This window comes from Protofrankia sp. Cr2 (assembly GCF_963555885.1).
Classification (GTDB): Bacteria; Actinomycetota; Actinomycetes; order Frankiales; family Frankiaceae; genus Protofrankia.
Window position 1 is genome coordinate 51,977 of sequence record NZ_CAUVXG010000011.1, and the last position, 22,744, is coordinate 74,720.

19 protein-coding genes are annotated in these 22,744 nt (G+C 69.1%); 7 read left to right on the forward strand and 12 right to left on the reverse strand.

What is annotated here, in order from left to right; translation table 11 throughout:
- Positions 1 to 883: 883 nt before the first annotated feature.
- The gene (locus tag U9978_RS07975; RefSeq protein ID WP_322760418.1) at positions 884 to 1,474 is read left to right on the forward strand and encodes a histidine kinase; all 591 of its coding nucleotides are present in this window, start codon (positions 884 to 886) and stop codon (positions 1,472 to 1,474) included.
- Positions 1,475 to 1,850: 376 nt separating this feature from the next.
- Here the strand turns inward: U9978_RS07975 and U9978_RS07980 are convergent, their stop codons facing one another.
- The 3 genes from U9978_RS07980 to U9978_RS07990 form a co-directional block, all read right to left on the reverse strand.
- On the reverse strand, positions 1,851 to 2,441 hold the full coding sequence (locus tag U9978_RS07980) for a hypothetical protein (protein ID WP_322760419.1): 591 nt from the start codon (positions 2,439 to 2,441) through the stop codon (positions 1,851 to 1,853).
- Between the two features lie 270 nt (positions 2,442 to 2,711).
- Positions 2,712 to 4,916, reverse strand: a complete 2,205-nt coding sequence (locus U9978_RS07985) for a SpoIIE family protein phosphatase (protein ID WP_322760420.1) — start codon at positions 4,914 to 4,916, stop codon at positions 2,712 to 2,714.
- A 154-nt stretch (positions 4,917 to 5,070) separates the two neighbouring features.
- Complete coding sequence (locus tag U9978_RS07990; protein WP_322760421.1) at positions 5,071 to 5,814, reverse strand: 3-oxoacyl-ACP reductase family protein; 744 nt, start codon at positions 5,812 to 5,814, stop codon at positions 5,071 to 5,073.
- Between the two features lie 127 nt (positions 5,815 to 5,941).
- Here U9978_RS07990 and U9978_RS07995 point away from each other — a divergent pair, with 127 nt between their 5' ends.
- Both U9978_RS07995 and U9978_RS08000 read left to right on the forward strand, forming a co-directional pair.
- Positions 5,942 to 6,652 carry a molybdopterin-dependent oxidoreductase gene (locus U9978_RS07995; RefSeq protein WP_322760422.1) on the forward strand — a complete coding sequence of 237 codons (711 nt, stop codon included), beginning with the start codon at positions 5,942 to 5,944 and terminating at the stop codon, positions 6,650 to 6,652.
- Positions 6,636 to 7,250: a cytochrome b/b6 domain-containing protein gene (locus U9978_RS08000; protein WP_322760423.1), complete on the forward strand. Its 615-nt coding sequence runs from the start codon at positions 6,636 to 6,638 to the stop codon at positions 7,248 to 7,250. Before U9978_RS07995 ends, U9978_RS08000 begins: the two co-directional genes overlap by 17 nt.
- Before the next feature lie 52 nt (positions 7,251 to 7,302).
- On the opposite strand, the gene U9978_RS08005 is transcribed toward U9978_RS08000, so the two are convergent.
- The gene (locus U9978_RS08005) at positions 7,303 to 8,001 is read right to left on the reverse strand and encodes a hypothetical protein (protein ID WP_322760424.1); all 699 of its coding nucleotides are present in this window, start codon (positions 7,999 to 8,001) and stop codon (positions 7,303 to 7,305) included.
- Positions 7,998 to 9,311 carry a hypothetical protein gene (locus U9978_RS08010; RefSeq protein ID WP_322760425.1) on the reverse strand — a complete coding sequence of 438 codons (1,314 nt, stop codon included), beginning with the start codon at positions 9,309 to 9,311 and terminating at the stop codon, positions 7,998 to 8,000. The genes U9978_RS08005 and U9978_RS08010 overlap by 4 nt, the downstream gene beginning before the upstream one ends.
- Positions 9,312 to 9,583: 272 nt before the next feature.
- Here U9978_RS08010 and U9978_RS08015 point away from each other — a divergent pair, with 272 nt between their 5' ends.
- Positions 9,584 to 11,173: an AMP-binding protein gene (locus U9978_RS08015; protein ID WP_322760426.1), complete on the forward strand. Its 1,590-nt coding sequence runs from the start codon at positions 9,584 to 9,586 to the stop codon at positions 11,171 to 11,173.
- Here the strand turns inward: U9978_RS08015 and U9978_RS08020 are convergent.
- Genes U9978_RS08020 through U9978_RS08035 form a run of 4 tightly spaced genes read right to left on the reverse strand, consistent with a single transcriptional unit; the run spans position 11,088 to position 14,537 of the window.
- Positions 11,088 to 12,596 (reverse strand): glycosyltransferase 87 family protein, encoded by a 1,509-nt coding sequence (locus U9978_RS08020; protein ID WP_322760427.1) that lies wholly within the window; start codon positions 12,594 to 12,596, stop codon positions 11,088 to 11,090. The genes U9978_RS08015 and U9978_RS08020 overlap by 86 nt on opposite strands.
- Positions 12,593 to 13,255 (reverse strand): class I SAM-dependent methyltransferase, encoded by a 663-nt coding sequence (locus tag U9978_RS08025; RefSeq protein ID WP_322760428.1) that lies wholly within the window; start codon positions 13,253 to 13,255, stop codon positions 12,593 to 12,595. Before U9978_RS08025 ends, U9978_RS08020 begins: the two co-directional genes overlap by 4 nt.
- Positions 13,252 to 13,890: a TIGR04282 family arsenosugar biosynthesis glycosyltransferase gene (locus U9978_RS08030; RefSeq protein ID WP_322760429.1), complete on the reverse strand. Its 639-nt coding sequence runs from the start codon at positions 13,888 to 13,890 to the stop codon at positions 13,252 to 13,254. The genes U9978_RS08025 and U9978_RS08030 overlap by 4 nt, the downstream gene beginning before the upstream one ends.
- The gene (locus tag U9978_RS08035; protein WP_416210892.1) at positions 13,887 to 14,537 is read right to left on the reverse strand and encodes a glycosyltransferase family 2 protein; all 651 of its coding nucleotides are present in this window, start codon (positions 14,535 to 14,537) and stop codon (positions 13,887 to 13,889) included. The genes U9978_RS08030 and U9978_RS08035 overlap by 4 nt, the downstream gene beginning before the upstream one ends.
- A 259-nt stretch (positions 14,538 to 14,796) precedes the next feature.
- Here U9978_RS08035 and U9978_RS08040 point away from each other — a divergent pair, with 259 nt between their 5' ends.
- From U9978_RS08040 to U9978_RS08050, 3 genes are read left to right on the forward strand one after another with little or no spacing between them, the layout of a single operon-like run.
- Entirely contained in the window at positions 14,797 to 15,501 is a 705-nt protein-coding gene (locus U9978_RS08040; RefSeq protein WP_322760431.1) for a response regulator transcription factor, read from the forward strand.
- Positions 15,498 to 16,730 (forward strand): HAMP domain-containing sensor histidine kinase, encoded by a 1,233-nt coding sequence (locus U9978_RS08045; RefSeq protein WP_322760432.1) that lies wholly within the window; start codon positions 15,498 to 15,500, stop codon positions 16,728 to 16,730. The genes U9978_RS08040 and U9978_RS08045 overlap by 4 nt, the downstream gene beginning before the upstream one ends.
- Before the next feature lie 54 nt (positions 16,731 to 16,784).
- Positions 16,785 to 17,831, forward strand: a complete 1,047-nt coding sequence (locus U9978_RS08050; RefSeq protein ID WP_322760433.1) for an NAD-dependent epimerase/dehydratase family protein — start codon at positions 16,785 to 16,787, stop codon at positions 17,829 to 17,831.
- Between the two features lie 185 nt (positions 17,832 to 18,016).
- Here the strand turns inward: U9978_RS08050 and U9978_RS08055 are convergent, their stop codons facing one another.
- The 3 genes from U9978_RS08055 to U9978_RS08065 all read right to left on the reverse strand — a co-directional run bounded on the left by U9978_RS08055 (position 18,017) and on the right by U9978_RS08065 (position 22,565).
- A complete protein-coding gene (locus U9978_RS08055; RefSeq protein ID WP_322760434.1) occupies positions 18,017 to 19,936 on the reverse strand; it encodes an ABC transporter ATP-binding protein in 1,920 nt (639 codons plus the stop codon).
- Positions 19,937 to 20,052: 116 nt separating this feature from the next.
- Positions 20,053 to 21,786, reverse strand: coding sequence for an ABC transporter ATP-binding protein (locus U9978_RS08060; protein ID WP_322760435.1), 1,734 nt, complete (start codon positions 21,784 to 21,786; stop codon positions 20,053 to 20,055).
- Between the two features lie 305 nt (positions 21,787 to 22,091).
- Positions 22,092 to 22,565, reverse strand: coding sequence for a VOC family protein (locus U9978_RS08065; protein ID WP_322760436.1), 474 nt, complete (start codon positions 22,563 to 22,565; stop codon positions 22,092 to 22,094).
- Between the last annotated feature and the right edge of the window lie 179 nt (positions 22,566 to 22,744).

Genomic DNA, 22,744 nt, shown 5'->3' on the forward strand with positions numbered 1-22,744 from the left:
CTGACGACGCCGGCTGGCGTGACGGGGTCACGATGGCGACTTCTTGCCGTTGGCGCTGTCGACGCTGCCGCTGAAGACGCGGGTCAGGTATTCCGTGCGCAGTACACCCCGCCCGGCGGCGCCGATGTAACCGACGTCTTTCGTGAGATAGCCGTCGGGATAGCTATAAGAGGCTGAGGAGATTTCTCCCGTTCTACTCCACCAGGCCTTGCGCTGGGTCCCACAACGGTCACACTCATGCGTGACATGGTATGCCCTGGCTTCTTTGTCCCACGCTGCGGTATGTGGCTCCCACCGGTGGCCCATGGTGCGGCACTCTATGAAGCCGGCGGGAAGGTCGTGTGCCCAGTCTTCGACATTCCGTTGCGTTTTCCGCTCTGCCATATCGGGTTTTCCACCTCCGGTAGGTACCTGCCACATCTGCGACTGCCCGGTCTGCCTTGCAACACGCTGCCACCGATCGGAAGATCCGATGCTCGAGCATCCGCGCCGTGAGGTCCGTGTCGCACGGCTCCACCCGGCGGGCACACCTTCGATATCACGTTCCGTTATGAAACAGCATCTCAGCCGGCCGCGACGGTCCATAAGTCGCGCGGAAACCCCGCCCCGACATCCGGAGATCGACGCCCAGCACCGCCATAAGTGCCGGGACCGCGACCTCGTCGACGGACGCAGCCGTCCGATCGAAAAGTGAATATTATGTCGGATGGAGCAGGTGTCGGATCAGTTCCCGGGATGGCGCGGGTTCACGGATTTCCCCCGGAGGTCATGGCGAAGGCATCCTGTGCCCTGCTCATGGGTATTCCTCTCCTGCTCTCACCCCGTCCACATGATTGCGGAGCATCCTGCCGATGACAGCGAAGGCCATCGGGAAGGAGCGCACGTGATGACGCTCAGGAATCCATCCGCAGCGGCACCGTCGGACGCACATCGACCGACCGCGTCGAAGTCCCGGTTCGGCCACCGCCGGGGACGTAGGCTGGTCATGCTCGCATCCGCCCTGGCGGTGTTGCGGTTGGTGGAGGCGGTCGTCGCCCTGCTCACGGCAGTCTCGCTGTGGTTCGCACGACTCGACCAGGCTGCACCGGGAGTACACATGGCCCGGCTCGCCGAGGTACGGGTAGACCCCGACACCGCGGCCACGGCTCTTGTGTCAATCTTTGTGGCTGGAGTCGTCGCTGTGGTTCTGTTGCGGATCGGGACGGTAATCACCGGCTTCGCCGGGATCAAAGCCGTCGCGGTCGTCGCGGCGACCACGATCACCGGCGTGCTCGCCCCTGGGTCCGCGACCACTCGGACCCTGGTCGCCGCGGCCGGCACCGGTATAGTGCTGACGCTCTGGCCGCAGGTGCGGATGGCGGTTCCCCATCTGCTGGACGCCGCCGGAATTCATCAGGTGTCCGGCCGCGCCGCCGAGATCGCGATCATTGCCAAGATGGTCCTGCTCGTCGGCGTGGTCGTGCTGCTCGGCTGACCGCCCGGCCGGCTGCCCGACTGGCCGCGCGGCCCAGCACCCCAGCGTGCCGGCACGAGTGGACGGTAGACGTACATCCTGCGTCCGATTTATGGCTTTTTGGGATGCCAACCTTCCACTCGTCAGGACCGCACAGCCGATGGCACCAGGATCTTCTCGTCGTGGCGGTCAACTCCGCGCGATGGCCCTGGCATGGCTGAAGGCGGCCGGTGAAGCGGCCGGTGAAGATGACGCTGCCGTGGCCCGCGTAGCAGGCCACGGCAAGCCGGAACCGGAACCGGATGGCGATGCCGCTATGCAGCGGTACCGGCAAATCGTGTCATCCGCGTGGTCGACGTTGCCGACGCTCGGACCGGCCGGTCTAATCCGCGCATTCTCACTGGCACGCGACCCGGTCACTTCGACGCGTCGGAATCGCCGCCCCCTGCACCGCGGTGCTGCATTGGGTAAATACGATCACGATGAGATTGGGTGAGGTGGTGCCACCCGCGAGGATCTCGACGCTCTGGCTGTGTCCGGAAAAAGTGACCTTGGTTCTTCCGTCGGACGTGGACTGCTGGAACAGCTTGTAACCGATACCGGGCAGGGCCTTTCGGTAGAAGTCCGCCGCCGCGGCCGGGGTCACTCCCTTCAAGCTCATCGTCGCGTCGGTGGGCTTGCTGTTGGAGATTACGTGGGTCGATCCGTCCGGGAACGGAAAATTCGTCGGGATGATCGATTTGCTGAGCGGGTCGGCGCTGGCCGTCGCCGTCACGATGTCCGTCGGAAACACCGTCGGTGCCGGTGACGATGTCAGATTCAGGTCGGTGGGCAGGTCCGTGGCAGGGGGCACCGGGGACACCGATGTCACCGACGCGTCCCGCACGGCGGTTGACGTCGATCCGCTGCACGCTGCGGTCAGGAACGTGAGACACGCGGCGGCGCCGACAGTCACCATCCGAAACTGGAACGTTCCGGCCCTGCTCATCCAACCTCCGTTACCCACGCGCGCTCGGCGCGTACCCATTCGGCGCATCGCCCAGTCAGACCCCGTCATCCTGATGGGCACGGCAACGCCCGCTACGGTCCCGACCGGCACCGTCCCGGCCGCGTAACGCCCGAACCCGCTGCGACCAGGACAACCCAAGGCTGCCGTGTGCTACTTAACCACTGCCGCTGGATGCACCGCCTGGTGGGGGTGGCTGCCGACGGACAGCCCCTACGAACGCCCGCCATGATGAGGCATACTGGCCTGACGTCAGCCGGTGAAGTCGGGCCCTGCCGGGGCAGGCTGTGCGGCAAGGGGCTGCTCAGCCCAGATCGTCTTACCGCTACGGGTGTGGCGGGTGCCCCAACGCCGGGTGAGCTGGGCGACGAGGAGAAGGCCGCGTCCGCCCTCGTCGAGCACGCGCGCCCGGCGCAGGTGTGGAGCAGTGCTGCTGGCGTCGGAGACCTCGCAGATGAGACTTCCATCGAAGATCAGTCGCAGTTGGAGCGGAGCCTGGGCGTGGCGGATGGCGTTGGTGACAAGTTCGCTGACGACAAGCTCGGTGATGAAGGTGGCTTCGCCCAGCCCCCAGCTGGCGAGTTGGCGGGATGCCTGCTCGCGGACCCCTGCGACGACGGCCGGATCCGCCGGCAGGTCCCACATCGCAACCTGGTTGGCATCAAGGACGTGTGTCCGGGCGACCAACAGGGCGACGTCATCGCTGAGACGGTCCGGGAGCATGGCTGTAAGCAGGGTGTCACAGAGGATTTCCAGTGACAGTGCAGGATAGGCCAGCGCGCGTCGCAACGCGCTAAGACCCGCGTCGGTGTCGCGGCCACCGGCTTTGAGAAGTCCGTCGGTATGGAGGACGAGCAGGCTGCCTTCGGGCAGATCGAACTCGGCGGCCTCGAAGGGTTGACCACCTGTGCCCAGCGAAGGGCCGGCCGGCAGGTCGAGGACGTCGACGGTGCCATCGGGGGTCACGAGGGTGGGCCGGGCGTGACCGGCACTGGCAAACGAACAGCAATGTGACACCGGGTCGTAGACTGCATACAAACAGGTAGCGGCGACGGCGCCAACGTCCTCATCACCAACGTTCTCGTCACCGATGGCGACGGCGGCGGGCGGCGGTCCTTCCTCAAACGCCAGCCGGGTGACCACGTCGTCAAGCCGGGTGAGCAGCTCCTCAGGGGCAAGATCGACATCGGCGAGGGTGCGCACCGCGGTGCGCAGTCGACCCATGGTCGCGGCAGCGTGGACTCCGTGACCGACAACGTCCCCGACGACCAGCGCAACGCGGGTCCCGGACAGCGGGATCACGTCATACCAGCCTCCCCCTACCCCCATGTCGGTACCGGCGGGCAGGTACCGGGACGCGACGTCCACCGCTGTCTGCGCGGGCAGTCTCTGCGGAAGCAGGCTGCGCTGCAGCGTGAGCGCGGTCGCGCGTTCACGGGTATAGCGACGGGCATTGTCGATGGCCACGGCCGCCCTGGCAGCAAGTTCATCGGCAAGGATGAGATCATCCTGCTCGAACGGTTCCGCCCGCCGGTGACGAGCAAAGGTGACCACGCCCACGGTGGTACCACGGGCACGCAACGGCACGTACATCACCGAATGGAACCCGTACCGGCGGGCCGCGGCGGTCCGGTTGGTATCCGCGGCGACCCAGTGGGCTATGTCGGGGTCGGAGATGTGGTGCACTCTGGACTGTCCTGCCGCCAGTGCCTGGGCGGCAGGCGAGTAGTCCGGGTAGATGTCCATTTGCCCCAGCTCGACCACGGCTTCGGGGCAGCCTTCGATGACCGACTGATGCGCGGCGCGGCACAGCGCGACCGGGCCGAGCAACGGACCGGCAACCGGTTCGTGCCCCTGGTACACCGATTCGAGCAGGTCCACGCTGACCCAGTCGGCGAGGTCGGGAACGGCCACCTCCGCCAGTTCCTGCGCGGTCCGGGCCACGTCCAGGGTGCTGCCGATACGGGTGCTCGCCTCGTTCAACAAGGCCAGCCGCTGTTGGGCCCGATACTGCTCGCTGATGTCGAATGCCGCGCTGTACACGCCTCGGATCCGCCCGCCCCGATCCTTGACCGGCGACATACTGATGGCCAACGCCCGGCTGTCGGAGTCGATGAGAACGGGACCGACAACCGTGACGTGCACCGGTTGGCCCGTCTCCACCACCTGGCGAAGCTGCTCGGCAACCACGTCCAGCCCGGGCAGGGCCGGCAGCAACTCGTCCAGGTATCGCCCGCGCTCGTCCGCTTGGTGCAGGCCGAGCTGATGGCGCGCTGCGGTGTTCATCCGGCGGATCCGCAGGTCTACGTCGTAGAGCGCCAGATAGAGCGGGGACTGCTCGAACGCCCAGTCCAGCAGCGGCCAGTCATCCTCCTCCCTGCTCCGCCCCGCTGGATCGGAGAAATCACCGATCCGGTCACCAGAGGTGACGACATGTACATCATCGGACTCGCCCACATCCCGGTCCTGCCCAACGAGTTCCCGCATGAACCGGCCGGTCGGGCACTACCGGCAGGACGCTGATCTGTTCGCTATCCGTAGTCGGGCTGTCAGCGACGCGGACATCCTCCAGATCATCAGCGGCCCGGGAAACCCGACGGACAGGCGACGGCTAGGCGCCCATGCTCAGGCCGCCATCGACGGTGACCACCGATCCGGTGAGGTAACCCGCATTGTCGTCCAGGAGGAAACGAACGGCGTGCGCGAGTTCGAATGGATCGCCGCGCCGACCCAACGGGATCATCGCGCGGATCGCGTCCTGCGCGGCCGGAGCCATCGAATTGGTCATATCCGTCTCGAAGACGCCGGGAACAACGAGGTTGACGGTGACCCCCTTACGCGCCACGGCCCGGGCGAGCGAACGCGTCATCCCCAGCAGACCGGCCTTGGCGGCCCCATACCCGATCTCTACCGGGCTACCCATGGCGGCGGTCACCGACCCCACGTTCACGATGCGCCCGAAGCGGCGTTCGACCATCGGGGCGAGTACTGCACGGGCGAGATACCACGGGCCGGACAGGTTCACCCGCAGGGCACGGTCCCAGTCCTCATCAGTCATCCGCAATGCGCTGTTCTCGACCAGCAGCCCGGCGTTGTTCACGAGGTGATCGACACGGCCGTGTTCAGCGAGCACGTCGTCGACCAGCTTGCGGCAGAAGTCCGGGTCGCCGACGTCCCCGGCGTGCACGCTGACTGAACCACCGCGGTCGGCCAGGCGTTCACGCAACCCGTCCGCACGCGCGTGGTTACCGGCGTAGACGGCCGCCACGTGGGCGCCCTCGGTGGCGAGCACCTCCGTGATCGCGGCACCGATGCCGCGGGTGCCGCCTGTCACGATCGCGACCCTGCCTTCCACGGTTCTTCCTCGCTTCGCTCGACGTATGATGAGAGACGTAATATTTTTAATCAAATTATTATACCTAATAATGGGTGCCCGGTGGAAGGGTTGCGCATTGCCACCGTGAGCGTGTTGGCTGATCCTTATGAGTGCGGCAGGTTCCCCGGTCGGTCGACGCGTCATCATCGGTATGCTTGCCGTGGGCACAGTCGGTGTGGCGACCGGCGCCGGGATCCAGCGTCGGCTTGAGCGCATCCTCGCGCCGATACAGAACGGTGATCCGACCGGGCTGACGAACCTGCTCCCGGATGCGGGCGGCTTCCGTTTCTACTCGGTGACCGCCAGCGTGCCGACCCGTACCGCGGCGGACTACCGCCTGCGTGTCACCGGCCTGGTGGGCCGACCCGCGACGTTCACCCTCGACCAACTCCACGCTATGCCGCAGACCGCGCTCACCCGGGACTTCCAGTGCGTCACCGGTTGGCGGGTGGCGGCGGTGCCCTGGTCCGGCGTCGCGCTGGCGGACCTCCTCGACGCGGTGGCGATCCAGCCGGGCGCACAGGCGGTGACAATCCGGTCGTTTGACGGCGTCTACACCGAAAGCCTCACCCTCGACCAGGCGCGGCGGCCCGACGTCCTGGTCGCCCTGAACATGCTCGGAGCTCCGGTCACGCATGAACACGGTGGTCCGGTCCGGCTGTATGTGGCACCGATGTACGGATACAAATCACTGAAATGGCTCAGCGACATCGAGGTCACCGATCGTGTCCAACCCGGCTACTGGGAACAGGATGGCTACGACGTCGACGCCTGGGTCGGGCACTCCAACGGACGTGACGATGACGCAACCAGTTGAGCTCCTGCGCCGCTTCACCCGGACGCAACGCTGGGTGCACCGGAGCACCGCGGCCCTGATGGGCCTGTGCGTCGCCACCGCGGCCATGCTCTACCTCGGGCCGCTGTCGGTTCTGGTGGGCCGGCGCCACCTGGTGGCGGCGGTGCACGTCTATGCCGGGATCGCGCTGCCGGTGCCGATACTGGCCGGCGTCGTGTCGGCCGCCTACCGCCATGACCTGAGCCTGCTCAACCGCTTCACCGCTGCGGACCGGGCCTGGCTGCGCAGCCGGGACCGCCGCGCCGGCCGGATCCCGATCGGCAAGTTCAACCCCGGTCAGAAGCTCAACGCCGCGTTCGTCGCCGGTTCGATCCTGGTCATGCTCGGCACCGGGTTGCTCATGCGCTACGCCAACGCCTGGCCGGTGCGCTGGCGCACCGGCGCCACCTTCGTCCATGACTGGCTGGCCTATGCAGTCGTCGCCGTCGTCGCCGGCCACCTCTGGTTCGCCAGCCGGGACCCGGTTGCCCGCCTGGGCATGCGTACCGGTCTGGTACCCCGGTACTGGGCCCGCCGGGAGCACCCGGCCTGGGAAGCAGCCTCGTCCAACGATCGCTGATCGCTCCCGGCCGGCCGGAACCCGCTGTGCCGGCCGGGCATCGCGCAGCGGGTCAGGCCAGCAGCACCCGCGGATCGTCGCTACCGCACGCGCATCGGCCGGTCCGTACGGTGCCGCCCACCCCGAGGGGAACCTCGAACAGGCCGCCCGGACGTCCGTCGGCACCGGAGCACCAAAGCTGCCCGTCGACGGCACGCAGCGACCAACGCTGCGCGTCGACATGCCCGCCGGCCCGCTCCGGGCATTCGACCGCCACCGTCGGCCCGATCGGCGCGAACAGCACCGGGTTCAGGTCTGCGCCACGCAGGATCGGGAGGGCATCCGGGCGGGCGAACAGGTGCGGCACCGGGGCCAGCACGTCGAGACTCGCCGTGGCCGCCAGTGCTTCGGCGGTTTCGCGGCCGAGCCCGAACACCGCCGCCAGCGGCAGCCGCCGGGCGAAGGTCCCCACCCGGCGAGCGTCCCAGCTGTAGGACTCGGCGAGCGCGAAGACGACTCCGAGATCACGCAGCGCCTGCGCTAACCCGCCGGTCCAGATCCCCTCGCAGGATACCGACGTGATCAGGACGCTGTCCCCGGGCCCGAAACCCCAGGCCGTGAGTGCACCGCGGTGCCATGCGCCGGCCCGCTTAAGATCATCCCAGGTGATCGTGAAGTCGTGATGCCGCCCGGCCACGGTGAAACGGCCGATGCCGGCGATCTCGGCGCGCGGCAGCGCTCGCGCCCGTTCCACGATCGACGCGCGGCTCACGCCTTCACCAACCGGGGGAACTTCGCGACGCTGGCGGACCGGCTGAGGATCTCGCCCGCGGGCACCAGTTCCACCTCCGGGGTGACACCGACCTTGGTGGCCACCACATCGCGTGCCCGCACCAGCAGGTCGACGAGGTCACCGGTGAGCTCGGGCGTATAGCCGACACGCAGCCGCAGCGAGTCGACGACCCGGGTCGGCCGGATGATTTGAAAGATCCCGTCCGCCGTCTCCGGCAGGGTCTCCAGCGCGTCCCAGACATCCTGGACGCCGACCAGGGTACCGTCCACGACCGTCTCGTCGCCCTTGCGACCGACCGGCCACTGCCGCGCATGGGTGCGGCCGCAGCCGCAGGCCGTACGGGTCAGCCGCACCAGATCACCCGACCGGAATCGGATGAACGGTGCGGTGATGTTGTCGAGGTCGGTCGCGACCAGCTCCCCGATCGCGCCGTCGGCGACGGCGGTGACCCCGGACGGGTCAAGATGCTCGGCGAGCACCATGTCCTCCCACAGGTGGTAACCATCGTGCTCGGAGCACTCCCACGCCGTGCCGGTGTCCCCGGCGCTGGTGTAGAGGAAGAGGTTCACGCCCCACTCGTCGCGGACCTTCGCGGTCAGCGTGCGGCCCAGCGGCATCCCGGCGAAACTGGCCGCCTTCAGCGGCGCCAGTGCCGTCCGCACGTCCCGGACGTCGGCGAGCCGCTCGATCTCGACGACCATCGGGTAGAGCAGCTGGACGTATGCCGGCCGGTACTGCTCGATGGCGTCCAGGACGTTCCCCCACTGGCCGATCCACGTGTCGATGTAGAGCGGCACGAGACCGAGCAGCTGAAACAGCGAGTCCCAGAAACCCCGGAAGGTGCCGGGCGGCACCACGACCGTGTCCCCCGGCCGCACGCCCAGCTCCCACAGATCGCGCGCGGTGCCGGTGACGAGGGGATGAGCGCTGTCCCACCGCTCCGGGAAGAACTCGGGCTCGGAGGTCGTCCCGGACGTCGACGTCAGCGAGGTGAGTTCCTTGCGGTCGACACAGAGCAACCCGGCGAACGGGTCACCGCTGCGCTCACGGAAGCCCTGGACATCCTGTTTGTCGATGAACGGAATGCGTCGGCGAAAGTCGTCCAACGAGCGGACCTGGCGCGGGTGGACACCAGCCGCGTCCCAGCGCTCACGGTAGAACGGCGACCGCTCGTACGCGTACTCCACCAGCTCGACGACCCGTTGCTCCTGTAAGGCTTCGAGCTCCGCCCGCGGCATCGTCTCCGCCGCGGGCTGGTAGTAGCGATCATCCGACCGAGCATCCGACACCGCTGCGCCTCCCCATTGTACAAGCCCAGGTGAATATAGCATAAAAGGTTTAATGAGAAACATGATTATTACGGCACAGCCCGACCGGCCGACCGGCCATCCGGTGCGGGGCTCCGCCGAGCCGGGGTCGACCGACTGAAACAGAGATATTAGCTTTATGATTAGACCAGATCTACCATATCGCCCGTGAGGATGGAGAGCACCGTCGTGAACGAAACGATCATCGACAGGACCCGGGCCAGCTCGGTGGAACCGCACCGGGTGGACACCTGATGTCCGCGGTACCGGTCGGCACCTGGCCGACGCTCGCGGAACTTCTCGCCGAACACGCCCGCTCGCGTCCGGGCCGAACCGCCACCGTGTGCGCCGAGCACCGCGTGACCTACGCCGAGCTCGACGATCGGGTCGCCCGGCTCGCCGGCGCACTCCACCGCGCAGGTGTCACACCTGGCTCGCGGGTGCTGTGGCTCGGGCAGACCTGCCACCGGGCACTCGAGCTGGTCCTGGCGGGCGCACGGCTCGGCGCCATGGTCTGCCCGGTGAACTGGCGGCACTCGGCCGAGGAGATGGCGTTCGTCATCGACGACCTGCGGCCCACCGTCATCGTCTGGCAGGACACCGAGATCGGACCGACCGTCCGGGAGGCACGCAAGCGGGCCACCCATACTGCGCTCTGGCTGCGCCACGACACCAACGGATCGGACGACAGCGCACCGGGCGGAGACGGGCCCGACAGCTACGAGGGCTTCCTGGCCGCGGGCGACCCGACGCGCCCGCCCGCGGATCCCGATCCGCACGCCCCCGTGCTCGTCATCTACACGGCCGCGCACGGGGGTCGGCCCGCCGGGTCGATGCTCACCTCGGCGAACCTGGTCGCGCAGGCCAGCGTCATCGGCGCCCTCTTCTACGCGGATAGCGACCAGATCTTCCTCAATTCCGGTCCGCTGTTCCACATCGGCACCTTCCAGCACACCGCGACGACATTCGTCTGGGGCGGCACCAACGTCTTCGTCCGCCGCAGCGACCCCGAGGAGCTGTGCCGACTCATCGAAGGCGAGCGGTGCACCTCGGCCTTCCTGATGCCGCCGCAGGTCGCAGCGCTCGTCGAGACCAACCGTGACCGACGTTTCGACCTGCGTTCCCTGCGCAGCCCGCTGACGATGATTGCGGGCTGGGCGGACATGGTCACCCCCGACGGCAGTCCCTGGGGCCGCCACATGGGTGGATTCGGTCAGACCGAGGTGACCGGCTTCTGCCTCTACGCCGCTCTCGGGCACGAGGAGTGGAGCCCGACGGTGGGGCGTCCTGTCCCGTTCGCCCGGATCACGATCGTCGGGCCGGAGGGCGCAGAGGTCCCCGACGGCGAGGTCGGAGAGATCGTCGTCCGTGGCGCGCTGGTCCACGCGGGCTACTGGGACAGACCGCAGGACAACGCGCACCGGACCCGAACCGGCGGCTGGCACACCACCGACCTGGGACGGCGGCTGCCCGACGGCCGCATCTCCTTCGTCGGCACCGCGACACGGATGATCAAATCAGCGGCGGAGAACATCTACCCGGCTGAGGTCGAAGCCTGCCTCGAACGTCACCCGGCAGTCCGGGAGGCCGCCGTCATCGGCGTCCCGGATGACCGCTGGGTACAGTCCGTCAAGGCAGTGGTCGCCCTGCGCGACGGTGCGAACGCGGCCGACACCGAGCTGATCGAACACTGCCGGGCCCAGATCGCGTCGTTCAAGAAGCCTCGGACGGTCGTCTTCGTCGACGCCCTGCCACGCGTCAACGGGGCCAAGGACTACGACACGATCGACACCGACCACGGCGGCGGCAACTACCCGGGCGGCTCGACCTCGCACGGGCACTGACCACCGACCGACCGGCACCGACAACGCCGACCACGGCCGCACCGAGCAGGTAGCCACCAGGCCGGGCGATGTTGTCGGTGACCGCGAGGTCGGTGAACAGCGCCATGTAGAGGATGTAGGGCGCGGCGGCGACGGCCAGCCACTCCAGCCGGCCCGCCAGCACGGCGAGCACCACGAGCAGCAGGCCGTACCAGGGCTGTACCGGGGTTGCAACCAGGAAGGCCGTCCCGAACAGCCACAGGGCGCCACGTTCGGCGCCGACCCGGTCCGGACCGGACCGCCATATCGCGATCATGACCGCGGCCAGCACGACCCCCGCGACGGCCTTGGCCGATGTGCCGGTCAGACCGATCAGACCCAACAGGAGGAACCGGCCGCCGTCCTGATACCCCTCGACCGACAGGTACTGCGGTAAGAAGCCGAGGACGTCGGTTCCCACCACGGCGACGTGGGGCAGGTAGGACAGGGCGACCACACCGATCGCCGAGGTGAGCACCACCAGACGGTGGCGCCGCGCCGCGGCCGGCAGCAGCAGCGCCGGGTACAGCTTCACCGCCACGGCGACCCCCAGCAGGACGCCGGCCACGGCGGCGCGTCGCGCCGAGGGCCGCCACGGTGAGCCGCCCGGGTCACCGATCCGCGGTGACAGCAGCGCGAGCCCACCCACAGCGGCCAGCGCCGCCACCACGTCGACATGCGCGTCGATGCCGATGTCCAGGCCGGCCAGCGGCGTCCAGGCATAGGCTGCGGCAAGCCGGGGATCGCGGCCCGATACCGCCAGCGTCCGCATCAGCAGCACGGTCAGCGCCAGTGACGCCAGCGCCGCATAGAACTGGACCTTGTGCTCGCGCGGCGGACCGGGCAGGTAGTGCACGACGGTGAAGTACGCCTGGGCGACCGGCGGGTAGATCGTGTGCGCCCGCGGGTAGTTGAGCCGCGTGCATCCCGGGCCCCGGCCGATCGCGGCGCAGCCGCCATCGTCGGGCCACAGCCAGGCATCGTGCAGGTGAGCCAGCTCCGGCGAGTCCGTCGCGTACCGGTACGGGTCGATCCCGGACGCCTGCACCCGGCTGTCCCAGACATAGCGGTAGAGGTCGTCACTCATCCGCGGCCCGGATGTGATCGCAAGGCCGTGCACCGCGACGGCGCCGGCCAGCAGCAGGCCCGCGGCCACCCGCCGGGGCGCCACGCGGATCAGCAGCACCACCCCGAGCGCGGCCGCCGCCCACCAGCCGAGGGTCAGGTACAGCACGGGTGCCCGGCCCGGCAGCGGGCCCGGCTGGGCGATGACCGCGTATTCCAGGCCGAGCACGCCGACCAGCGCCGCCGATGCCGTGACCATCGCCCACCGGGAACGTGGTCGACCCACGCCGGGCTGCAGGTGTGGCCGGGCCGTGGCGTCCGTGATCATGTCCGCGCTCATGTCCATCTGCCGGCGGTGGACACCAGCCGGGCGAAATGCCGACCGGAGCACTGCCACGTCTCGCCGACGCGCAGGTTCGCGGTTGCGGCGAGCGGCCCCATCCCGTTGACGCTGACGCCCGCCCAGCGAAACGGCGCGCTGACCAGGCCGCCGGCTTCCAACCGCGTCCAGTACGCCCCGCTCGGGGTGCCCGGCGGGTCGAGCTCGACCAGAACCGAGCCCCCCGGTGCCAACAACCGCGCGACGCGCGCCAGCAGGCGTCGCGGCTGCCCGCCGATCCCGATGTTGCCGTCGATCAGCAGCACCTCACGCCAGCGCCCTTCCCCCGGCAATGGACCGAACACGTCACGGCACAACGCCGACGCACCCGTCCGCCGGGCCAACCCGACAGCGAACGGCGCCACGTCGATGCCGAGCGCGGGAACCCCGCGGGAGGCCAGGCCGGCGGTCAGGCGCCCCGGCCCACAACCGACGTCCAGAGTCGGCCCGGTGCACCGAGCCAGGATCAACTCGTCCGCAGGGGCAGGAGCGCCCAGCCACGCGGCAACCGGCAGCCGCCTGCGCCCACGGCGGCCCGTCGCCCACAGCGCGGACTCCGACGAACGCAAAGCGGTCTCGTAGACGGTGGCCGGGCGCAGGCCGACCGACCGAGCACTCACCGGGACGCCCCGACACGTTCCCGTGCCCGTGCCGCGGCGGCGAACCGCCCGGCAGGTGCCAGCCTGGCAACCGGCTCCACGTCGGCGGCGGTGTCGACGTCACGAAGCGCCGGCAGCTCGGCCACGGTGAGGTTCGCCGCGCGCAGCCGGGCGTGCTGGAGCGCCCCGGTCCGCGCTGTCGAGGTGGGGATGCCACGCACGACGCAACCGTCGGCGCGGCGCAGCCCGAGCGCCCACCAGCCGCCGTCGAGCGCCCGGCCGAACACGGCGTCGGCCTGCTCCAACGCCTGGCATGCCGCGACGAGCACACCGGCGCTGACCTGTGGCGTGTCCATCCCGATCAGAAGGGCCGGCTCGCCCGACGCGGTGTCGAAGGCGGCGGCGAGGCGTTCGTCGAACGGTCCGTCGACCTGGTCGATCACTGGCACGTCCGGCGGCAGCCAGGCGCCGGGCCTGCCCTCGAGCACGACCAGCGGCCGGGCGCCGTGGCGCCGACATGCCTCGACGACGGTGTCCAGGGTGTCTGCGAGCGCGGCCGCGGCCAACGCGGCTGCCTCGGCCGGACTGTACGGGGGGGTGAGCCGGGTCTTGACCTTCCCGGGCACCGGTTCCTTGGCGATGACCAGCAGCCTCACGCCAGCCGTCCCAGCACCGCGGACATGTCCCGGATCGTGCGGACCGTACCCAGCGCGGTTCCGGTGACCTTGGACCGGCCGCGGCGGGGCAGATAGCCGACGTCGAGCTCGACGATGCGCCACTGCGCCGCCGCCGCCAGCGCGATGAGCTCAAGCGGGTAGCCGAACCGTCGGTCGGTGACACCGAGCGCGAGCAGGTCCTCGCGACGGGCTGCCCGCATCGGGCCGATGTCGCAGACCGGCACCCGGACACGCCGGCGAAGTTCCCGGGCGACCACCGCATTACCGACCCGTGCATGCAACGGCCACGCGCGGGCCACCGTCGGCCGGCGCCGGCCGAGCACGAGATCGGCACTGCCGGCGTCGACCGGCCCGACCAGACGCGGCAGGTCCCTCGGGTCGAGGGAGGCATCCGCGTCGCAGACACAGACGACCGGTGCGGTGGCCGCGAGCAGGCCGGCGTGCACCGCCGAGCCGTAGCCGCGTTCGGGCACGTGCACCACGTGTGCGCCCAACTCCCGGGCGATGGTCGGCGAGCCGTCGGTGGAACCGTTGTCCGCCACGATCGGCCGGTAGCCGGCGGGCATGCGCGCCAGCACCCATGGCAGGGCGGCGGCTTCGTCCAGACAGGGCAGGACGACATCCACAGCAACACTCGGGGTGACATCCACGGCGACATCCACAGTGACAAGGCCGTCGTCGTCGGCGATGACGTCGCCGCCGATCTGACTTTCAGTAACCATACTCGGCAGTTTAGTCACCGATTGTGGCGGAATTCATTACAGAACACGGAACATCAGCCCCGAAATATCCGGAATGTGCGCCCTGGGCCACGCAGATATTACGAGCCGGGGACAGCCGGGGACGACAGCGCCTGCGGGCCGGCACGCGCACTACCGTGAGCGGGTGGTGTGCGTACTGCTCGTCGAGGACGATCCGACCGTCGCCGACGTCGTCGACCGTTATCTGTCGCATGCCGGCTTCGACGTCGTCCGGGCGGCTGACGGCCCGTCCGCGCTGGCCGCGGCTGTCGATCGGCCGCCGGACCTGGTCGTGCTGGACCTCATGCTGCCCGGGATCGGTGGACTGGAGGTGTGCCGGCGCCTGCGGGAACACCGTCTGGTCCCGGTCGTCATGCTGACCGCGCTGGGCGAGGAGTCCGACCGCATCGCCGGGCTGGAGACCGGTGCCGACGACTATGTCACCAAACCCTTCTCGCCGCGTGAACTCGTACTGCGCGTCCAGTCGGTGTTGCGGCGCACGCTGGAGCCGCCGCCGGCGGGCCGCGGCGTGCTGCGGACCGGACGTCTCGTCATCGACGTCGCCGCGCGGACGGCTACCCGCGACGGCGAGCCACTCGCGTTGACCGTCCGGGAATTCGACCTGCTCGCCTTCCTCCTGGCGCACCCCGGCGAGGCGTTCTCCCGGCCGGCACTGCTCGAACAGGTGTGGGGCTGGACCTTCGGCGACCCCTCGACGGTGACCGTCCACATCCGACGGCTACGGGAGAAGATCGAGGACGACCCGACCGCGCCGCAGGTGCTGGTGACCGTCTGGGGCGTCGGGTACCGGTGCGAGGCGAGCCGCGTGCGGGCCGTGGACCCGGCATGACGGCGTTTCTGGAGATCGCCGGGATCGCGCTCGGCTGCTCGCTGGCCGCGACTGTGCTGGCCGTACCCCTGCTGCGGCTGCGGCTGCTGTGGCGCGCATCGGTGCGGATCTGGGGCGCGGCTGTGGTCGTCGTCGGAGTCGGCGCGATGGCGGCCGGTGTCGCCGGGACCGCGGAGGCGATGTTCCTCTCCAACCACGATCTCGATGTCGTGCTCATCGTGCTCGCCGTGTCCGCGGTGGCCGCGACGACGACGACGCTCTGGCTGGGACGCCCGGTGGCCCGGGCATCGGTGACCCTCACCGACGCGGCCGGCCACCTCGGTGAGGACGGCTACCGACCGTCGCGGGCGACCCCGCCGACGGCCGAGCTCGCGGCGATCGCCCGCGCGCTGGACGACACCCACGTCCGGCTGGTCGCGGCCCGGGAGCGGGAGCGGGCGTTGGAAGCCAGCCGGCGCGAGCTGGTCGCGTGGGTCAGCCACGACCTGCGCACGCCGATCGCCGGCATCCGCGCCACCGCCGAGGCCCTCGACGACGGGGTGGTCACCGACGCCGCCACCGTGGCCCGCTACCACCGCACCATGGTGCGCGCCTGTGAACGCCTCACCACCATGGTCGACGACCTGTTCGAGCTGTCCCGGCTCCACGCCGGGACCCTTGAGCTGACATTGGAGCGCGTCGCGCTCAGTGATGTCATCTCCGATGCGGTCGCCGCCGCCGATCCGCTCGCCCGCGCCAAGGGCGTACTGCTCCACGGCGACGCCGACAGCACCGCCAAGGTCGAGATCGATGTGGCCGAGGTAGGCAGGGTCCTGACCAATCTGCTGGTGAACGCCATCCGGCACACGCCGAGCGACGGTACGGTCGCGGTGACCGGCCAGGTGGCCGACCGGCGCGCCGTGCTCGCGGTCGCGGACAGTTGCGGCGGCATTCCCGAGACCGACCTGGGCAGACTGTTCGAAACCGGCTTCCGGGGTGAGACCGCGCGCACGCCACGCGGGCTCGCTGACAGTGCTGGTACCGGCACTATCAGCGCCCGAAACAGCCCGCACGACAGCCGACATGACCACCGACAACATGATCAAGAAGTGCGCGCCGATCAGGGCAGCCGGTCCGGCCTCGGGCTGGCGATCGTGCGCGGCATCGTCGAGGCACACGGCGGCGACGTGACCGTACACAACATCGCCGGCGGCTGCCGGTTCGTCGTGGCGCTGCCGCTCACCGCGTGATGTTTTCCCGGCTCGTAAGGATTCAACGCCCTACCCGGCTATACCGTCGCCGTTGTGCGGATCCTCGTCACCGGCGGCGCCGGGTTCATCGGCTCTCACCTCGTCCAAGCCCTGGTACAGGCCGGTGAGCAGGTCCGGGTGCTCGACGCGCTGCACCCGGCGATCCACCGAGGACGCCCGCTCCCGACCGAGGGTGTCGATCTTGTCGTCGGCGACGTGCGGGATGCCGACACGGTGGACGCCGCACTCGACGGGGTGGACGCCGTGTGCCACCTGGCCGCCATGGTCGGCCAGGGTGTCGACCTCGGGGACCTGCCGGCCTACACCTCGCACAACGACCTCGGTACCGCGGTGGTACTGGCTGCGATGGCCAGCCGCGGTGTGCGCCGACTGGTCCTGGCAAGCTCGATGGTCGTCTACGGCGAAGGTGCCTACCGCTGCGCCGCCGACGGGCCGGTACGGCCGGCTCCCCGCCATGACGTGGATCTCAAAGCCGGGCGGTACGAGCCGCCCTGCCCCAGTTGCGGCCAGCCACTGGAGCCGACCCTGGTCGGCGAGGATGCCCGGCTGGAGCCGCGAAGTGTGTACGCGGCCACCAAGGTCGCGCAGGAACACCTCGCCGCGGCGTGGGCGGTCGGCACCGGCGCACAGGCCATCGCGCTGCGCTACCACAACGTCTACGGCCCCCGGATGCCCCGCGACACCCCCTATGCGGGAGTCGCGTCCATCTTCCGCAGTGCGCTCGAGCGGGGCGCCGCGCCCGAGGTCTTCGAGGACGGCCGACAGCTGCGTGACTTCGTCCACGTGCATGACGTGGCCCGGGCGAACGTCCTCGCACTGGCGCCGGGAGCAGCCACACCGGGCCGGCTGCGGGCCTTCAACATCGGAAGTGGCCAGCCCCACACGATCGGCGAGATGGCCGGCGCCCTGGCCCGGGCACACGGCGGCCCGCAACCCGTCGTCACCGGCTGGTATCGCGCTGGTGACGTCCGGCACGTGACCGCTTCCTCGGCGCTGGCCCGCGACGCTCTGGGCTATCAGCCGACGGTCGATTTCGACGAAGGTGTGGCAGCCTTCGCCCACGCCCCCCTGCGCGGCTGACCGCTACCCGAGCATCCCTTCGCCCCAGCCCCGCGAGGCCGCGTCCCCTGTTGCCGGTCGCTCTGTGGGAACGATGTGAATCTGGTGTTGTGGCAGGAGCATCAGATTCACATCGTTAAGAGCGCCCGGCAATAGGGGCGTGGATCAAGGAGCGGGGCCGCCGGCGAGAGGCTCGGGCCGTCCGGTCAGACCTCGGCGACCGCCTGCGCGAACTGGGCCCGGTACAGCCGCGCATAGGCGCCGTCGGCCGTGAGCAGCTCGGCGTGACTGCCCTGTTCGACGATCGCGCCGTTCTCCATCACCAGGATCGTGTGCGCGTCCCGGATCGTGGACAGCCGGTGCGCGATCACGAACGCGGTCCGCCCCGCCCGCAGGGTCGACATGGCCTGTTGGATCAATACCTCGGTACGGGTGTCCACCGAGCTGGTGGCCTCGTCCAGGACCAGGATCAGCGGCTCTGCGAGAAACGCCCGGGCGATGGTGATCAGCTGCTTCTCCCCGCCGCTGACACCGGCGCCCTCGTCGTCGAGCACCGTGTCGTAGCCGGCCGGCAGGGTCTGCACGAACCGGTCGACGTGCGCGGCAGTCGCGGCAGCGACGATCTGCTCCCGGGTGGCACCCTCTGCGCCGTAGGCGATGTTCTCCCCGATCGTGCCGCCGAACAGCCAGGTGTCCTGCAGCACCATGCCGATACTCGCCCGCAGTTCCTCCCGTGACATCGCGGCGATGTCGACCCCGTCCAGGGTGATCCGACCACCGGTGACGTCGTAGAACCGCATCAGCAGGTTGATCAGAGTGGTCTTGCCGGCACCGGTCGGACCGACGATCGCGACGGTGTGACCGGGTTCCGCGGTCAGCGACAGATCCTCGATCAGCGGCTGGTCCGGCTCGTAACGGAACATGACGTGCTCGAAGGTGACGCGGCCGCGCAGCCGGTCCGGGTGCGCCGCAGTGGCCGGGTCGGGTTCCTGCTCGGCTGTGTCCAGCAGGTCGAACACCCGCTCCGCGGAGGCCACCCCGGACTGCAGCAGGTTCGCCATACTCGCGACCTGGGCCAGCGGCTGGCTGAACTGCCGAGAGTACTGGACGAACGCCTGTACGTCACCGATCGACAGCGCGCCGGAGGCGACCCGCAGGCCACCGACGACCGCCACCAGCACGTAGTTGAGGTTCCCGATGAACAGCATCGCCGGTTGCATGAGTCCGGAGATGGACTGTGCGCGCCAGCTGGCGGCGTAGAGCCGCTCGTTGTGGTCACGGAAGAGCTGCGCGGACTCCTCCTGCCGCCCGAAAGCCCGGACCAGTGTGTGCCCGGTGTACATCTCCTCGATGTGCGCGTTGAGCCGACCGGTGATCTTCCACTGGGCGACGAACTGCGGCTGTGCGAACTTCCCGATCCGCGCCGCGATTGTGATCGATATCGGCACCGTGACCAGCGCGATCAACGCCAGCATCCAGGAGATCCAGAACATCATCGACAGCACGCCGACGATGGTCAGCAGCGATGCGATGACCTGTGACAGGCTCTGCTGCAGACTCTGCCCGAGGTTGTCGATGTCGTTGGTGACCCGGCTGAGCACCTCACCCCGCGGCTGGCGATCGAAGTAGCGCAACGGCAGCCGAGAGATCTTCAGCTGCACGTCCCCGCGTAGCCCGCTGAGCACCCGCTGCAAGGCCACATTCACGAGCCGAGCCTGCGCGACGCCGCACAGCCCGGCCAGCGCGTAGACGACGAGCACCCACAGCAACACGGAGCCGATCGCCGCGAAGTCCATTCCATGACCGGGCGTGACGTCGAGCGAGGAGAGCAGGTCGGCCTGGGTGCCGTGGCCGGTGGCGCGCAACTGCGCGACAGCCTGCGCCTTCGACGTGCCGGCCGGCAACCGCCGGCTGAAGATCCCGGCGAAGACCAGGTCGGTGGCATGCCCGAGCAGCCGTGGGCCGAGCACGGTGAGCCCGACGCTCACCGTCGCCAGCCCGATGGCCACGCCGAACAGGTGGCCCTGGGGACGCAGCAGACCGAGCAGCCGGTGGCCCGACCCGGCGAAGTCCATGGACTTCTCCGCCGGGCCCTGACTCATGAAGAAGCGACCCGGACCAGCCATGGGCGCCGGACCTCGACGCGCTGCCTGGCCCGGTGCCGGTGCCTGGCCCGGTGCCGGTGCCTGGCCCGGTACCCCTGCCGGGCCAGGTGTCTGGCTGGGTACCGGTGCCTGGCGGGTCACGCGGCCTCCTCCTCGGTAAGCTGGGAGAGCACGATCTCCCGATAGGTGGTGTTGCCAGCCATCAACTGGTGGTGGGTGCCGGTACCGACCACCTCGCCGCCGTCGAGCACGATGATCTGATCGGCCTCGCGGATGGTGGCGACCCGCTGAGCGACGATCACGACGGTCGCGGCGCCGGTCTCCCGGGCGAGTGCGGCCCGCAGGTGCGCGTCCGTCGCGTAGTCCAGCGCCGAGAACGAGTCATCGAACAGGTAGATCTCCGGGCGGCAGACCAGCACCCGGGCGATCGCAAGGCGCTGACGCTGGCCGCCGGACACATTGGTCCCGCCCTGGGCGATCACGGTGTCCAGGCCCTCGGGCATGGCCTCGACGAACTCCTTCGCCTGCGCGATCTCCAGTGCGTGCCACAGGTCGGCGTCGGTGGCGGCCGGGTTGCCGTAGCGCAGATTGGTTGCGATCGTGCCGGAGAACAGGTAGGGCTTCTGCGGGACCAGCCCGACGGTGGCGGCCAGCAACGCCGGGTCGAGTTCGCGGACATCGACGCCGTCAACGAGGATGGCACCCTGCGTGGCGTCGGCCAGCCGCGGGATCAGGCCGATCAACGTCGTCTTCCCGCTACCGGTGCCACCGATGATCGCGGTGACCTGGCCGGGCCGGGCCCGAATGCTGATCCCGCGCAGCACCGACGCCTGGGCTCCGGGATAGCCGAACCCGACGTCGACCAGCTCGAGCTCGCCGTGCCGGTCGAGGGAACGCACCGGGTTCACCGGCGGCAACAGCGTGGACTCGGTGGCCAGCACCTCCCCGATGCGTTCGGCGCACACCTCGGCACGAGGGATCATGATGAACATGAAGGTGGCCATCATCACCGACATCAGGATCTGCATGAGGTAGCTGAGGAAGGCTGTGAGCGCGCCGATCTGCATCTGGCCGGCGTCGATGCGGTGCGCGCCGAACCACAGCACGGCCACGCTGGCGACGTTCACGACCGTGAGCACCAGCGGAAACATCAGCGCCATCAGCCGGCCGAACCGCAGCGCGACGTCGGTGAGCTCGGCGTTGGCCACCCCGAACCGGCGCTGCTCGTAGTCGTCGCGGACGAAGGCACGGATCACTCGCAACCCGCTGAGCTGTTCGCGCAGGATCCTGTTGACGACGTCGAGGCGCTCCTGCATCGCCCGGCCCAGCGGCTGCATCCGGCTCACGATCGCAATGATCATCGCGCCGAGAAGCGGCACGATCACGATGAGCAGGGTGGACAGCGTGGCGTCCTGGTGCAGGGCCAGCGCGATACCGCCCAGACACATGATCGGTGCGGACACCATCAGCGTGAAGCTCATCAGCGCCAGCATCTGAACCTGCTGGACGTCGTTGGTGGCCCGGGTGATCAGGGATGGTGCGCCGAACCGACCGACCTCACGGATGGAGAACGACTGCACCTGGTCGAACAGCGCCGCCCGCAGGTCCCGGCCGAGCGCCATCGCGATCCGGGCGCCGACGTACACTGCGGCGCCCGAGCAGAGGATCTGTACGGTGGCGATCCCGAGCATGATCCCGCCGGTGCGCAGGATGTAGTCCGTGTCGCCGGTGATCACCCCGTGGTCGATGATGTCGGCGTTCAGGGTCGGCAGGTACAGGATGGCGATCGTCGCCACCAACTGCAGGCCGACCACGATCGTGATCGGCCGGGTGTACGGGCCGAGGTGGGCCCGCAGGAGTCGGATCAGCATGCGGTCTCTCTCGGCGGCGGGACGGTGGTCCAGACGGCGGCAAGGCTGCCACACCGCTGCTCCGGTCCGGGGGAGGACCACCGCGCCACCCCACACAACCGACGAACGGTCACCACACCACCGACGTATGAGAACAGTACGAGGTGAACCCGGTATCAGGTCAACGCATTTTCCCGTCGGCGCATAGCCTGGTCAACGCATGGCCAGGTCAACGCATAGCCCGGTCAACGCATAGCCCGGTCAACGCATAGCCCGGTCGGGCAGACGCGGATCGACCTGGTTCTCGGGCGCCTTGCCCGTGGTACCTACGCCTGGTCGGCGGCGCGCCGCAGCTCCTCAATGTCGATCTTCTTCATCGCCAGCATCGCCAACATGGCGCGCTGGGACCGCCCGGGGTCGGGATCGCCGAGCACCTCGCCCAGCGCGGCTGGAATGATCTGCCAGGACAGCCCGTACCGATCCTTGAGCCAACCGCAGGAGCCCTCCTGGCCGCCGTCGGACAGCCTGCTCCAATACTCGTCGACCTCGCCCTGAGAACCGCAGCTGACCTGCAACGAGATCGCCTCGGAGAACGCGAATTCCGGCCCGCCGTTGAGAGCGACGTACTCCTGCCCGTCCAGCATGAAGGTGACGGTCATGACCGTGCCCTCCGGACGGGGTCCGGCCTGGCCATAGCGAGTGACATCGAGGATCTTTGAGTTCGGGAAAATCGACGTATAGAACTCGGCAGCCTCTTCCCCCTGGGTGTCGAACCACAGCCACGGCGTGATCTTGGACATCGCCCGATCCTTTCTCTCCGGTCGTCAACCATGTCCAGTCTGCCCGACCGTGATGCCGCTGACAGGTCGGCGACCGCCATCGCGCGGCGTTCCAGCCCATTCGCCCGGCACGCTCCGGTCAGGAACCAAAGGATGTGAATCGGATGCTTCTCCAGCAGCATCGGATTCACATCCTTTCG